This is a genomic window from Methylocaldum marinum (genome assembly GCF_003584645.1).
Classification (GTDB): domain Bacteria; phylum Pseudomonadota; class Gammaproteobacteria; order Methylococcales; family Methylococcaceae; genus Methylocaldum; species Methylocaldum marinum.
Genome location: NZ_AP017928.1, coordinates 50302 through 63555, shown reverse-complemented (window position 1 = coordinate 63555; position 13254 = coordinate 50302). Strand labels below are relative to the sequence as shown.

Below are 13254 nucleotides of genomic sequence, written 5' to 3'. Positions count from 1 at the left end.
AACAGTAAAGGTGTTTTATGACTACCGTTTGAACGTCGTGTGACAGTTTCCGAAACGATGCGAAATTCGGACATGAGGGTGGTTTCGTATTCCGGCGACGGGCGGGCACGCGCTAAGGAAGCTCTGATCAAGTGGATTCCGTTTATGGTTCGACGGGCCTAATGCGTCACTCTGCGCGGAAGCATTCGTATTCGGCAATCCTTTCCCGACGTCACGGCCCGATCGAGCGTCTGCGTCGGCAAGGGATTGCCGACCTACGATCGTGCACCCTGTAGATACTGTTATCCGGGTCAAGTGCCATGGAGTGCTGGATCGAAGGGTTTTCCGGACTTGAGGACGCCGAAAGCGACCTGGAGGAGCTTGCGCATCATGGCACCGATGATGAGCTTGGCGGGCTTGCCCGAGAGCGCGAGCCGGTTCTTGAAGGGCTGGCCCCAAGCGGTCTTATACAGGATCACCATGGCTGGCATGTAGAGGGCTTTGCGCAAGAAGGCATGGCCGACCTTGGACAGCCGCGGCTTGGTTTTCACGCTCGTTCCGGACTCCTGCCGGCGCGGGTCGAGCCCGGCGAAGGCGACGGCTTGTCGGCTATTGGCGAAGCGGCTGGGCTCGGCATAGAAGGCGAGCAGAATGGCGATGGTGCGTTCCCCGATACCGGGGATGCTCTCGAGTAATTCGCGCTTCCCCTTCAGATCGGGGTTAGAGTCGATGTGCTCATTGATGGTTTTGATCAGGCTCTTGATCTGCTGATCGAGCCAATTCAGGTGTTCTTGAATGTTGGTGCGCACCGCGTCCCGGGCGACCTCCAGGCGGTTACTTTCCTGGGTCCGCAGGGCTTGCAACGCATCCAGACGCAACACGAGCGCGCGCAAGGCGATTTCGGCTTCGCTTCTCGCCTGCCAGGGAGGCGGATGGCGCTCGGCGCAAAATTCGGCGATGAGGCGCGCATCGACGGCATCGGTTTTGGTCCGGGTTAAGCGGGAAGCGGCATAGGCTTTGATTTGGGCAGGGTTGATGACGCTGACAGTGAACCCTTGGGTAGCCAAGCACTGGGCGACGTCTTCCCAATACACCCCAGTGGCTTCCATACACACGTGAACATTCCGTGCCTCTGGGCCGGTGAGCCAAGTGACGAGGGTGGCGAACCCGTCTTGGGAGTTGGCGATGACTTTGGTTCGGAACTTCCCGTTGGGGAGGCGTAACGCGCAGTCCAGTTTGGCTTTGGCGACATCAATTCCGAGATAAAACGTGGGCATCATGAACCTCAAATGATCTACCTTGTGAATGCGGGCTGCCGGCAAGCCGGGCCGAAGATACTGTTCGATCGCTCGATGAGGGTGAGCGACTGCTGCATCGATCGACGCAACGGGCTTGGTGTCCCAAGGGCGGGAACGGCATCCAGTCGCTCAAACCTGGAGCGCCCTCCAGGCCTGGGGTGACCGGTCGGGAGTCTTCTCCAACCCCTTCCGAACCACACGGAATTCATAATACAAGGTCGGGAATCCTTTCCCGACGCCGCGGCCCGACCGAGCGTCTGCGTCGGCAAGGGATTGCCGACCTACGACCGTGCACCCTGTAGGTCGGGAATCCTTTCCCGACGCCACGGCCCGATCGAGCGTCTGCGTCGGCAAGGGATTGCCGACCTACGATCGTGCACCCTGTAGGTCGGGAATCCTTTCCCGACGCCACGGCTTTATGGAATGTACTTAGCGGACGGCCTGACGGAAATCCGCCACGATCGACCGCACCGCATTGAGCGAGAGCGCATTGTCCGCCGCTGCGGGACTCTCCGCATCCAGCCCGCAGGGCGCGCCCTTGCATAAGGAAACCTTGGGATTTGAGAAAAGCCCCAGCCGGGGATGGGTGTAACTCATGATCGTACCGAACGATCCCGGAGTGCCGTATCCGTAAGAATAAGGCAGGACGCCTCCGGCGCCGGCATTGGAACGATCATGCGCGCTTCCCATGTTGTGCGCGAGTTCATGCGCAAGCGCGTAGTCCGAGCAGTAATACGAACCGCTGCGGCCATCGTTGACAACCGAAAAGGCGCGGCTCGACGACAGCGGGCTTCCATCGGCGCCGTTCAGCCAGGCGGTGCCGCAGCCCTCGTGGGCCGCGTGGTTGAACGGTCGAATCAGGGTCACCAGATCGGCACCGTATTCCTTCCTCCAGGCGTCGACTTTCCCAAGAGCGCGCCGGGCAAACGTCAGATCGCGCAGCGCCGTGCCGTTGTCGTTAGCCTCGGGATATTCGACCCGCACGGCTTTCATGAGACGCAAGCTGATCGCGACCCGGCTGTCGACGAAGGCTTGATTGGCCAGCGCGATCAAATGATTGATGCGGCTTGCCGCCTTGCCCGAAGCGACTCTGGACGTGTAGAGAACCAGCAGATCGATGGTCGTCGGCGTCGAAGCGTCGAGTTGCGCGTTCGCCGTCAGCCCCTCCGAAGTTCTGTCTGCCTCCGCGGCGGTTCCTTGCCCTTTGGGCTTGCCGCTTTCGCCAAGTGGCGCAGCCGTTTCCGATGGAACCGGCGCCTGCCCATGGTGCGGAGCCTGGCTCAGCCCAGCCGCCCGGATGTCGATCAACCATTGTCGGCCGTTGTTCGGTTCGATCAAGTAGACCGCTTCCGGCGTGGAAATCTGCCCCACGGCGCCGTTCTTGCCGAAGGTCATCACCGCACGAAAGGCCTGGCCGTCCTCCTTGAGATAGCCGACCCAGGTAAAATCGCCGTTTTCATGTGTATAGCGGTTGTCGTGGACCAGGGCATAATGTCCGCTCGGCAGACTTAAGGGCAGTTCCTCGCCCGGCTTCATCGCCGCCAGCTTGGCCCGGTCGAGGCGAATCGGTCGAACGGCGTTCCGCGGTAATTGGGCGAGGTCGGGAGAAACGGTGCTCGGCCTTGCATCTTTGTCGCCGTCGTCGCCAAGACCTGTGGTCGAGTCCGGCGCGGTTCCGTCGCCGTTGAGCCCGGTGATGACGACATGTTCGATCGCGCCTGCCCGGTTCAAGCGGTCGACGTGATTGAAACCCTGCAAAGCGGCCCGAACGATCGATGCCCAATCGGCCGCATCCGCCTTGACCGTGACCGGGTAATCTTTCAAGTCCTCCGGGCGATCGAACTCGATCCCGCCGTTCCGCGCCAATTCGCGCAGAAGCACATCCAGCCCAACGTCCCGCGCCGCAAGATGGAATCCTTCCGAGTCGATGGTCAATATGCCGGGTTTTCCGGTCGAGCTCTCGACCGCCATCGGAACGATGTGAGGCCCATCGGACTCGGCCGATATCGTGGGGAGCGGAACGACGCCTATCCCTATAGCCAGTATGAACAACGCGAGCGGCGATCTCATGGCCCCTCCTAACCATCGGATTCATGGAAAACGAGGGTTCGATGCTACAAACTCGCGGAAGCGCAGGCAATAGGCCAGCCGATTTCCTCATACTCCGCCCATGTGGTTCGCCGCAGGATGCTCTCAAATTGCGCTTGAGGAATTGATATCGGTTTAGGTCTATTATTGATGCACATTTTTCAGACGGCACGGGGACGTTTAGCTTAAATGAGCCAACTCGGCGGCGCACCGTTCAGGATCACTGTCTGGAGCACGGCCGGAGCAATGCTGCCGCTAGGCGGTGTTTATACCGCCCGGGTAATGAAGACATCGGAATACCGGGCGCGCTATTTCTCCTCGATCGGCGAACAGTTGTACTTCCGGGTCGAGCCCGGAGCTAGCCGCGACATCCGCTATCCGAGCACCGGCCCATACGATGAGCGGCTGGGATATACGGCCCTTCCGAGCTTTCAGGCAGGAATCGGTCAAGCTGGTCTTTATCCGGCTCATGCGGGACGTCGTCTACCATCATCGCTACAAGCCCGAAGGCGCGGCACTTTGGATGGACGCGGAGGACAGCGGGACACGCCGGCAGTATCTGAAGCATTTCGCCGACCAAGAGGGCAAAGCGTATCTGCGGCGTTTTTATGCAAAGTACCGGAACAAAACCCCGCAAGAAGCCATGGACCTCCTGGCCGGAAGAATACGATCCTTCCCGAAACGCTTGGCCACCATATACCGTTCGGTCTATCCCCATCGCGACCTTGCTGCGTTTCGGGACTATCTCACGGAACAGCGGGCGGCCCAGGGACTTTCCGCCGAAGCTGTCGCAGACCTTTACGAGAAGTACTTCCCTGAGCGCTTCGCCACATTTCACTTCGTTGCGGAGACGCCTTATGAGACGCTGATGCACCTGAAAGAAGCGCAAGGCCGACGAGTAATGCGCCGGAGGTTGCGGCGGCAGCGCGCAGCGCCTTGATCGACGTCGTCGAGCAAGGCACGGCGATACGGGTCAAGGGCGTATACACGGGATCTGCCGCCGCACATTTTCGCTTTACCAGCGCCCTACCGGTACAGGTACTCAAATACCTCGCCCCCACACTGCAGCCGCTCGTCGTGCGCGCCTACACCGAGCCACCGGAGACCGGGTCCTATACCGTCACTGCTGCCACCGCCGGAGATGCAAGGCCGGCCCAGATGACGCGGTACTGAAGATGTCGCAAGGCCGTTACCGGTTTGAATCTACAACCGAAGCTTCGATTCGTCCGCAAAGAGCGCGCTTTGTTGGGAACTGGCTGCAGGGAATCTCGATTCCAACGACCGTATTCCGTTTCCGGAGAAGCGCTACCCTCCCCGGAACCGCGCATCCTCCCCATTGCTATACTGACCGTCCAACTTTAACAGGAGATTTTCCATGCGCGTTCTCGTCACCGGTTCCACGGGGTTTGTTGGTCGACGCCTGGTGGAGCGGCTTCGCAGCGAAGGACACCAGGTGCACGCACTGGTCCGCGAGGCGCGAACGCCGGATGAGGTAGCCGGCCGGCTCGAGGACGTATCCGCCTGGGCAGGACGGCTGGCCGGCTGCGACGCCGTAATCCACCTCGCGGCGATCGTCGACACGTGGCGCCGCTGGGAAGATTTTTACAAAATCAACGTTCGGGCTACGGAAGACCTCATCGCTGCGGCGGACCGCGCCGGCGTGAAGCGATTCATTTTCGTCAGCTCCGAATCGGTACTGCAGGCCGGCGCCCCGCTGCTCGATATCGACGAAACCGCGCCGCTGCCGGCACGGCCCAGCTCCGATTACGGCCGCTCCAAGCAACTCGCCGAAAAGGCGGTTTTCGACCACACCGGGCCGATCGAAAGAATCGTGTTGCGCCCTACTTTCATCTGGGGCGCCGGCTCGGCTCAACTCGAGGCCATCGTCGACCGTGCCCGCGCCGGCAAGCTACCTCTCTTCGACGGCGGCCGGCAACCATTCGAGCATGTACACGTGGATACCGTAACCCATGTCCTGGCCGCGTCTCTGACGCGCGGTGTCGATCGTGGCATCTATCTCGTCACCAACGCCGAACCGATGCCGGCCGCCGAATTTTTCGGCGGCGTGCTGAATGCTTACGGCCTGCCTGCTCCGAAACTTTCGCTGCCGTCAAAACTGATCTATCCGTTCGCGGGTGCGGCAGAAACGGTCTGGCGCACGCTGCGGCTGCCGGGGCGGCCGCCGGTGACGCGATTCGAGGTGGAATTTCTTGCCCTGCCGCGGCGTTATCGCGTCGATCGGGCCCGCGCCGAACTCGGGCCGATACCTGCGACGACCTATGCGGACGCGCTCGCCACGCTCGGAAACACGGACTAGGCATGGGTTGGTGAATCATCGAGCGGCGATAAGTTCGCTATGACATCGTTTGCTGCTGCAACCTGGCCCACAGCGCGTGAATGATGGCGATCGATGCATCCTCCGGATTGAGTGCACCGCAAGACGCCATGAGCGCCTTGTTGCCGCGCCAAAGTCCGCAAACCTTGCGAATATATGCACCGAGACTAAATTCGAAATTGATCGCGTCCGCGCTGGACGCGGCGGCGATCTTGTATTTCTCGGACTCGTTCAGCATAAGCAGCAACCGTTCTACGGCTTCTTCGAGAGTCCGGGGCAAATTTTCCGGGTTGAAGCGTGAATCACGTGGTTGTAATGGATTGTTCATTTTGTTTGCAAGGAACGGAAGACTAGGAAAATCGGGCTTATCGACGGGCTAGCCACAAACTTATCCACAGCTTCTGTGGATAAGCCCGGCTTGTCTCGGGAATCGAGTCCGTGTTCGGCGAAGATCAACCATTTTTTCTAGTGCCTTTTCGCTGCGTCAGACCGCCGCAGGCGACTTCCATGCCTCCGAAGCGTTACGCCGACCGACACTCGCTCGTTAACTGGAACATTCATTGTATTTTTCCTACGCGAAAAAGTTTCGGGAAATCACCCTACCCCATCGCTCCTGGAGACTGCCCCGCGTCCCGCCTCGCAGCAAACGAACCCTTCGCGAATCATACGCTACACTCTGCCGTTATCGATTTCACTAGCCGAGTGGGCAACATTCATACAGCAAATTCACATGTTTGCAATTACTTGAGGTCGAAGGGTAAATATTGCCTTGGAGTCGTGCCATGAAAGCTTATTCACTCGATCTGAGAACCCGGATGTTCAGCTACGCCCTGACGCACAGCGTGCGCGAGACGGCCACGCTGTTCCGGGTCAGCCCGAACACCGTTCACGTGCTTAAGAAGTTCTTCATCGAAACCGGCCAATTGGCTCCGAAGCCCAGCCGTGCCGGCCGTCCGAGGGCCATCTCCGCCGAGGGCTGGTGGACAGGGATTAAGCCTTTTCCGAAGATCCGGCAAAATTTGCCGCCGCCCGATCGGATATAGCCGGAAGAAGCTTATCGGCGCATGTTTGGCGTTTGGCGGCGACTTGTATTTCTCCGATTCCGGACTAAGCTGAAAGTCGCACTACTCTTTATGTGTTGAAAGGCAAACTGACCCGGCCGGGGGAACTTGGTCGGGTTTTTTGTTGGCGGACACAAAGAGCCCGATGGTAAATCGGACGCTCAGAAAGCAGAAATGCATTCGCAATGCAGATGTTCTTCGTTAGATTGCCATACGCAAGTCTATCGAATCTGCTATTGCAGCACGGCTGGTTATCCGGCGTTGGATGGATGCCAGTTGCGTTCACCTAGCAGTTCACCCAAACGAAAAAAGGCTTACCGATCCACTCGATAAGCCTTTGTCTTTATTGGTCGGGGCGAGAGGATTTGAACCTCCGACCACCTGCACCCCATACAGGTGCGCTACCAGACTGCGCTACGCCCCGTGAAGGCGACAATGATACCGCGTTTCGGAATTCTAAGCAAAATTCTAGAATCCCCCCTCCGACACTCGGTTTCGAAGCGCCGGATTACCTTACTCGGTACGTTCATCTCGAGGCATGATGGTGTTCGGCATGCTCGTGGCGGCCATAGTGATTGATATCACAGTACAACGAATCCGGATCGCAGCCTTCGCATTCCAATTGCAGGGTGCAATGTCCGATGCCGTAGTGGCTTCGGATCATCTCCTTGATTTCATGTTGTATCAGCACTGCCTGGCTGATTAGAACGTCGTCGATAACGACATGCGCCGAAAGAAAGCGGAAGCTTTTCGAGATGCTCCACACATGAAGATCGTGGACGCCTTTCACGCCTTCGACCTGAAGAAGATCCCGCACCATGGAACTCATCTCGATGTCGCGAGGCGTACTTTCCAACAAGATGTCGATCGTTTCTCGCAAAATCACCCAGGCGTTCCAGAGAATGAGCATACCAATCAGCACACTGGCCAAAGGATCAAGCCAGTAGAAACCTGTAAACCAGATTCCGATTCCCGCGACAACCGCTCCGGCCGTCGAAAACACATCGCCCAGCAGATGAATAAAGGCGCTCCGGATGTTTAAGTCATGCTCCGCACCGTGGCTCACCAACCAAGCCGTTACGACATTGACGACGAAAGCCGCGGCGCCGACGGCGATCAGGATGTCGGCGACGACAGGCGGCGGCGATACGAAACGCTCGTACGCTTCATAAAATATGCCGGCGGAAATCAAGGCTAGGGTCGTGGAATTGATCAGGGCCACGAGAATTCCGACCCGGTGATAGCCGAAGGTCTTGCCCGCATGGGGCGGCTGTTCGGCCAGATGCAACGCGTACCACGAAAGCACCAGGGCGAGAACATCCGTCAGGTTGTGTGCCGCATCGGTCAAGAGCGCCAAGCTGTTCGCAATCAGTCCAGCGAAGACTTCGAAGATGACGAACGCGATCGTTAGAACGGCCGAGAGCCCGAGCCGGAATTTTGCTCGGCTGCCGATCGCCTCGGCATGGTCATGCGTGTGTCCGCCCGCCACGGTCTGACCTACAATTTAAGTGCGGATGCGCGCTGGGGCAGCGCGCCGCTTAGAGCGGTACGGCCGACAGGCGATAAGGACAGTCCTTCGTAGTCGCGGCCGATGGCGCTGTTTCGCGCCGCAATCGGTTTGCGCCGCGGCCCCGCAGGAAGAACGAAAAAGCCTCGATCAAAAAGCGGGGGACCGAATTGAAGAAAGCGCGGTAATCGACGGCAACGACTCCCGTCTTCCGGGTATCCGCCAAAGACGTACATGGCGAATTTTTTGAATTTTCTAAACATGTGATCATCTATCCTTTGGAACTTGCTGAAGTTTGATGCAATCCTAAAATTACCCTGCCGATTGTCGCAAGTCGATTACGCATGTCAAAATGCCTTCTGTCCGGTCACCCTTACCCGGGTAAGACATCCACTCTTTTCTTGCTGCATTCAGGCAAAACCTGAATTTTCATTTTTCGACCCTCGCGGTGAATTTGATCCGCCTGTTTAAACAGCAAACTAGCTCCTCCGGAATCTGCGTATGCAACATCGAAAACTTTTCCGTTTAGTCTTCGCCGCCAATCTGACCTGGCTGGCACCCGTCAATGCGGACAGCACTATCGAATTCAATGTCGAAGAAGGCCAGAAGACGGCAGTTCAGCCGATCGTCATCAAAGACGGGCAGATCATGGTCAAGGGAGCCGGCGGCGATCGCAATCTCGACATTTTCTATCAGCGCGCAGATGAACGGCTGGTGTTGATCGACCATAAAAAGCGGCGTTTTACGCCCATAACCGAGCAACAGATCGATCGGATGGCTCGTCAAGCACAGGATATACAGCCGCTGCTCCAAGGCTTCGGTGATCAACTCAGAAAGCTGCCGCCCAAGCAGCGTGCCAAATGGGAAGAAATGCTGGGGGGAATTTCGATAGACCACATTGGTTCCGCCGACAATCCAGTGAATGACTCGCGCCTCGTCAAAACCGGGCGGGCCAAGCAAGTCGCCGGGATCAACTGCGAACAGCTGGAGGTGCTGCAAGGGTCCACAAAACTGGCGGAACTGTGCCTTGCGAATCCGTCTTCGATGCAATTGTCTGCCGATGATTACGCGACGATTCGCTCGCTGCTCTCTTTCACTCAACGGCTCGCCGCGAAAGCACAAGGCTTTGCCAGCCAGTTCGGCATCTCCGTTCCGCCGATCCAATTCAGCGACCTGGCTGGCGTGCCGGTCGAAATGGTCGACTTATCCGGCAAACATCCCACCGTTATGGCTCTGAACCGAATAACCGACTCGATATCGCCCGACGAAAGTCCGCGGGTACCCTCCGGCTATCAGGCGCAAGATCTCACATTCTGGCGATAGACGACAGCGAACAGGTGGGAGAGAAATCATGATTCCCCATTTTTGGTCGGTACTCTTGAGCGCAGCATGGCTGTACTGGATCTGGCGTGCTTACCGATGGCAGCGGCTGGCCGTCGGCAGACGGCCTCCTCCCCCTACCCTGGAACGCTATCCGTCGCTCAGTGTGGTGCGTCCGATCAAGGGACTCGACACCGGCATCGAAGAAAATATTCGCGCAGCGCTCGATCATGGTTATCCGGGAGAGGTCGAAACGCTCTTCGTTTTCGACGACGCGCGCGAGCCGGCGCTTCCCTTGGTCGAAAAAGCGCTTGCCAAGCGGAAGCGAGCCGGACAGACCGTCGATGCAGGCATTATTCTTTGCGGTCCGCCTCCGGCCCGCCGCACCGGCAAGCTCAATGCCATGATTGCCGGCTTCAGAGAGGCGCACAACGAGCTGATCGCCTTCGTCGACTCCGACGTGCGCCAGGATCGTGACGCTCTGAAGATTCTGGTGGAAACCTTGCTCGCGTCCGATCGGGCGGGCGTGGCGTTCGCTCCCGTGGTGGCTACCGAACCGCCAATCACTATCGGAGACGTCGGCTATGCGCTGATGATCAACGGGCTCTACGAGCCGACTGCCATCGCCACCGCAGATCGATTCGGCGGCGAACTCCCTTTCATCATGGGAGAATTCATGGTGTTCAAGCGCGAGGCGGTCGCGGCAATAGGCGGACTCGAAACCGCCGAAGGCCAATTGGTCGACGACATGTTCCTAGGGCTGCGCTTGTACGAACGCGGCTATCGCAACAGGATGTCTCCGCATCCGGTGGCCGTCGTTCAGCAGGGCGCATCGATCGGTGAATTCCTGCCCGTCCTGGTCCGCTGGATCGCCTTTTCGAGATCGGGCCTGCCCGCTCGCTCCTTCAAGTTGCATCATTGGCTGATCGGGACTGCATTCTGGACCGGACTGATCCTCGCTTTGCCGGCCGCCGCGGATGGCCGGGTCTTCGCGGCCGTGCTCGCCGGACTCATTCCGGGATCCATCGCCCTCATGATGAACGAGCTGCACCATCGCATGGGGGGCGCCCGTCTGCCTCTCAAATACTCGTGGGTCGCCCTTGCACTTTGGCTCGTCGCCCCTTTGATCTATGCGCGGGTTTTCACCGTCCGCGAGGTCGACTGGCGTGGGCGGCGTTATCGGCTGGACACCGAGGCCCGACTCGCCCCGGAAAGCCACGGCGGAAGGTCGGCAAGGTGAAAGCGGCAAACCTGCGACCGTCTCGCGGAGGCAGGCCGATTCTCAAAACAGACGTCCGCGCGGATCCTTCGCTGGATACGCCTGCGTGAATGCCATTCGCTAGCGATTTTCCAGTCGGCTGAAGGTGGAATCCAGCGCTCTCTTCAGCTTTTCCGCGGCCCCGTTGACCGCCTGCTCGACGCTGTCGGCGCGGTGACTGACCGCTACCGGCTTTAGGCCCGCAGGGCGAGCCTCGAGCAGGCAACGTATGTCGTCCTGACCGATCTTGTGAGCGTTGATGTCACTGAGATGAGCTTCCACCCGGGTGACCCTTTCGCCGAAACGCCCTAAAAACGCCGCTACCGAGTTCTCGACCCAACGGGCGAGTTCGTCGCGGCCTTCGATGTAGCTGTCGGTGTTGAACTGAATCTGCATGCGCGCGTCCTTTTGTCCGGGCTATCCGGGAATAGCCGTCTCAATAGCGATAAATCGCCGCAACCCCGGTCTCGGTCGGCATCCGTTCGGAAGGAACGACCACCACCTGACCGCCGGTCCTCATGACCCACTCCGCGAGGTCGTCGAGCAGATCATCGACCTCGGGATGGTCCAGGTCGTCGAGTGCGACCTGGCCGGTCGTGGAATCAATTCTCCCGGGAATTTCGCAGCCGGCGTCGATCAGCAAGGTCGTAACCCGCCCCGCCACGGCCGCCTCGGCGACCTGGGCCGGATCGTCGGCACCGAACCCTTTTGCCTTCGCCGCGCCGAATGCCTCCACCAGTGCGTCCAGTCTTTCCAGATAATAAGGCTCGACCGCCCGCCACGCGCGCTCCCTCAGTTCGTCGGCGGACACCGTGTCCGGATGGACATCGATGCCTTCCTCCAGCAGGAATGGGTTATGACTCACCCGGCGGAAGAGATGATGGTGTTCCGGCAGCGCCGCGAGCACCAAAGGCAAGCCCGAGGGCCGCGAATGATGTTCCAGCACGGCGCGGTCGACGGCGCGAAAGAAACGCTCCGCATCAAGGTCCACCTCGTCCTTTCTCCCGCCCTGGCCATGGTGCATCGCCGGACCGGCGGGGCCGGAGCCATAAGTCGAGACGGTCAGGTGCGGCTCGGTCAACTCTTCGCCCAACGCTTCGGTGATGGTGCGCGGGACTTCATCGGCCAGTTCGATCTCGTCCAGGGCATCCCGGTTTCCCTCGAACAGCTTGATTTCCTTGCGGCTCAATCCGAGCACCTGGTAGCGGTCGGCCGACTGGAGGATGCGCAGCAGTGGTTTGGTGTGGAAGCTGTCGGCCACCACCGCCAGCTCCGGAACCGGCCGCTGCAGCCTATAGGCTAGGAACAGGCCGGGTGCGGCCAGTACGGCCAGTCCGTCCAGTGTGTGATTCCAGAAGCCGCGATCGGCGGCTAGATTTCGAAAAGGCTCGATGAGCGCGCGAATCTTTTCTTCCGGATAGGTCCGCCGCAGCGAGTCTTCCAGCGCTTTCACCAGGTTCCGGAACCGGATCGGGTCTTGCTGATTATCCGGATGGGAGCGGTGAGTCGGCTCGTACAGCGAGAGGCACGGGGTCTCTTGAACGTCGAAGAAGAGCCCGGCGGGGTAATCATGTGCCGATGAATCCATAAAGCCTCCGGGGCAAGGCATAAGTCCTGAAGATACTTAAGATGAACAAGTATCAATGACCAAAAACGTCGGCCAATCGTTCCCCTGCTTTCAGCCGCCCGCCTTCCGCCGCGCTGAATCCCGATGTTCGTGTGGGCGCGGCCTTGCCCCGTCTCGCTCTACATGGCCTGCCAGACAAACCAGAGACCCAGACCGAGCGAGGCGAGGGCGAGTCCGGCAGCGGCGAGCCGGCGGCCGTGCAGCCGGGTCCACAGGAGCACGCCGGTCAGGCTGAGCACGATCAGTCCCCCGGCCAGCGTGTCCGCCGGCAGAATCCAGCCGACACTTAATCCCGCGCCACGGTGCAGGTTGTTGAGTAAGGCGAAGAAGTTCGCTTCGCCGAGCTTGACGGCGACGAAAGCGTTACCTTCCCAATAGTCCGCTTGCAGGAAGCGCTGCGGTGCACGCACAGCGATCTGCCAGCGCGCCGGCTGCCGTACTTCCACGCCGTTCCAGATGACGGTCTTGCCGGGCTCCTGCCGGATCCTCGCTTGGTCGGATGCGAAGTGCAGCACTTCCGCCAGCCATTGCGCCAAGGCCTTGGGATTGGCGGGACGCGGCTCCAGCAGCGGCAGTTGGATCTCGCTCTGCTCCATCCTGGTGGCGGGAATTTTCAGCTTCTCGTGGTGATTGAGCAGGATACCCGTGGTGCCGAACAAAAACCCCAGCGATACACCCCACAGCCCGATCCAGGCGTGTGTGCGGCGCAGCCATTTGAGGAATGCGCCGCGCGCCAGGCGCCTCGGGAGGAACAAATAGCCGCCCGAGGGTTTGGCGCGGG

At 59.5% G+C, this 13254-nt stretch carries 13 protein-coding genes and 1 tRNA gene; 6 read left to right on the top strand and 8 right to left on the bottom strand.

Translation table 11 applies throughout. The features are described from left to right. Positions 1–290: 290 nt before the first annotated feature. Positions 291–1256 (bottom strand): IS110 family RNA-guided transposase, encoded by a 966-nt coding sequence (locus tag sS8_RS00360; RefSeq protein WP_084161956.1) that lies wholly within the window; start codon positions 1254–1256, stop codon positions 291–293. 450 nt (positions 1257–1706) lie between these two features. Then, the gene (locus sS8_RS00355) at positions 1707–3347 is read right to left on the bottom strand and encodes a reprolysin-like metallopeptidase (RefSeq protein ID WP_119627904.1); all 1641 of its coding nucleotides are present in this window, start codon (positions 3345–3347) and stop codon (positions 1707–1709) included. A gap of 415 nt (positions 3348–3762) precedes the next feature. Between sS8_RS00355 and sS8_RS00350 the strand changes: the two genes are divergently transcribed. From sS8_RS00350 to sS8_RS00340, 3 genes are all read left to right on the top strand, one after another. Beyond that, on the top strand, positions 3763–4305 hold the full coding sequence (locus tag sS8_RS00350) for a hypothetical protein (RefSeq protein WP_119627903.1): 543 nt from the start codon (positions 3763–3765) through the stop codon (positions 4303–4305). After that, positions 4302–4538 (top strand): hypothetical protein, encoded by a 237-nt coding sequence (locus sS8_RS00345; protein ID WP_119627902.1) that lies wholly within the window; start codon positions 4302–4304, stop codon positions 4536–4538. Before sS8_RS00350 ends, sS8_RS00345 begins: the two co-directional genes overlap by 4 nt. 202 nt (positions 4539–4740) lie before the next feature. Beyond that, positions 4741–5682 carry an NAD-dependent epimerase/dehydratase family protein gene (locus tag sS8_RS00340; RefSeq protein WP_119627901.1) on the top strand — a complete coding sequence of 314 codons (942 nt, stop codon included), beginning with the start codon at positions 4741–4743 and terminating at the stop codon, positions 5680–5682. Between the two features lie 37 nt (positions 5683–5719). On the opposite strand, the gene sS8_RS00335 is transcribed toward sS8_RS00340, so the two are convergent. After that, the gene (locus tag sS8_RS00335; protein WP_119627900.1) at positions 5720–6028 is read right to left on the bottom strand and encodes a DUF6794 domain-containing protein; all 309 of its coding nucleotides are present in this window, start codon (positions 6026–6028) and stop codon (positions 5720–5722) included. A gap of 454 nt (positions 6029–6482) precedes the next feature. Here sS8_RS00335 and sS8_RS00330 point away from each other — a divergent pair, with 454 nt between their 5' ends. Then, positions 6483–6743, top strand: a complete 261-nt coding sequence (locus sS8_RS00330; RefSeq protein WP_119627899.1) for a hypothetical protein — start codon at positions 6483–6485, stop codon at positions 6741–6743. 365 nt (positions 6744–7108) lie between these two features. Here the strand turns inward: sS8_RS00330 and sS8_RS00325 are convergent. Both sS8_RS00325 and sS8_RS00320 read right to left on the bottom strand, forming a co-directional pair. Next, positions 7109–7185 (bottom strand) — tRNA-Pro (locus sS8_RS00325). 102 nt (positions 7186–7287) lie between these two features. Then, positions 7288–8250, bottom strand: coding sequence for a cation diffusion facilitator family transporter (locus sS8_RS00320; protein WP_119627898.1), 963 nt, complete (start codon positions 8248–8250; stop codon positions 7288–7290). A gap of 519 nt (positions 8251–8769) precedes the next feature. Between sS8_RS00320 and sS8_RS00310 the strand changes: the two genes are divergently transcribed. Further along, complete coding sequence (locus sS8_RS00310; protein WP_119627896.1) at positions 8770–9591, top strand: hypothetical protein; 822 nt, start codon at positions 8770–8772, stop codon at positions 9589–9591. A 28-nt stretch (positions 9592–9619) separates the two neighbouring features. After that, on the top strand, positions 9620–10828 hold the full coding sequence (locus sS8_RS00305; protein WP_119627895.1) for a glycosyltransferase: 1209 nt from the start codon (positions 9620–9622) through the stop codon (positions 10826–10828). Positions 10829–10927: 99 nt separating this feature from the next. On the opposite strand, the gene sS8_RS00300 is transcribed toward sS8_RS00305, so the two are convergent. From sS8_RS00300 to sS8_RS00290, 3 genes are all read right to left on the bottom strand, one after another. Continuing rightward, entirely contained in the window at positions 10928–11242 is a 315-nt protein-coding gene (locus sS8_RS00300; protein ID WP_119627894.1) for an HPF/RaiA family ribosome-associated protein, read from the bottom strand. Positions 11243–11282: 40 nt separating this feature from the next. Further along, positions 11283–12434 carry a baeRF3 domain-containing protein gene (locus sS8_RS00295; protein ID WP_119627893.1) on the bottom strand — a complete coding sequence of 384 codons (1152 nt, stop codon included), beginning with the start codon at positions 12432–12434 and terminating at the stop codon, positions 11283–11285. Between the two features lie 158 nt (positions 12435–12592). Further along, complete coding sequence (locus tag sS8_RS00290) at positions 12593–13228, bottom strand: PepSY-associated TM helix domain-containing protein (protein WP_119627892.1); 636 nt, start codon at positions 13226–13228, stop codon at positions 12593–12595. Positions 13229–13254: the final 26 nt, after the last annotated feature.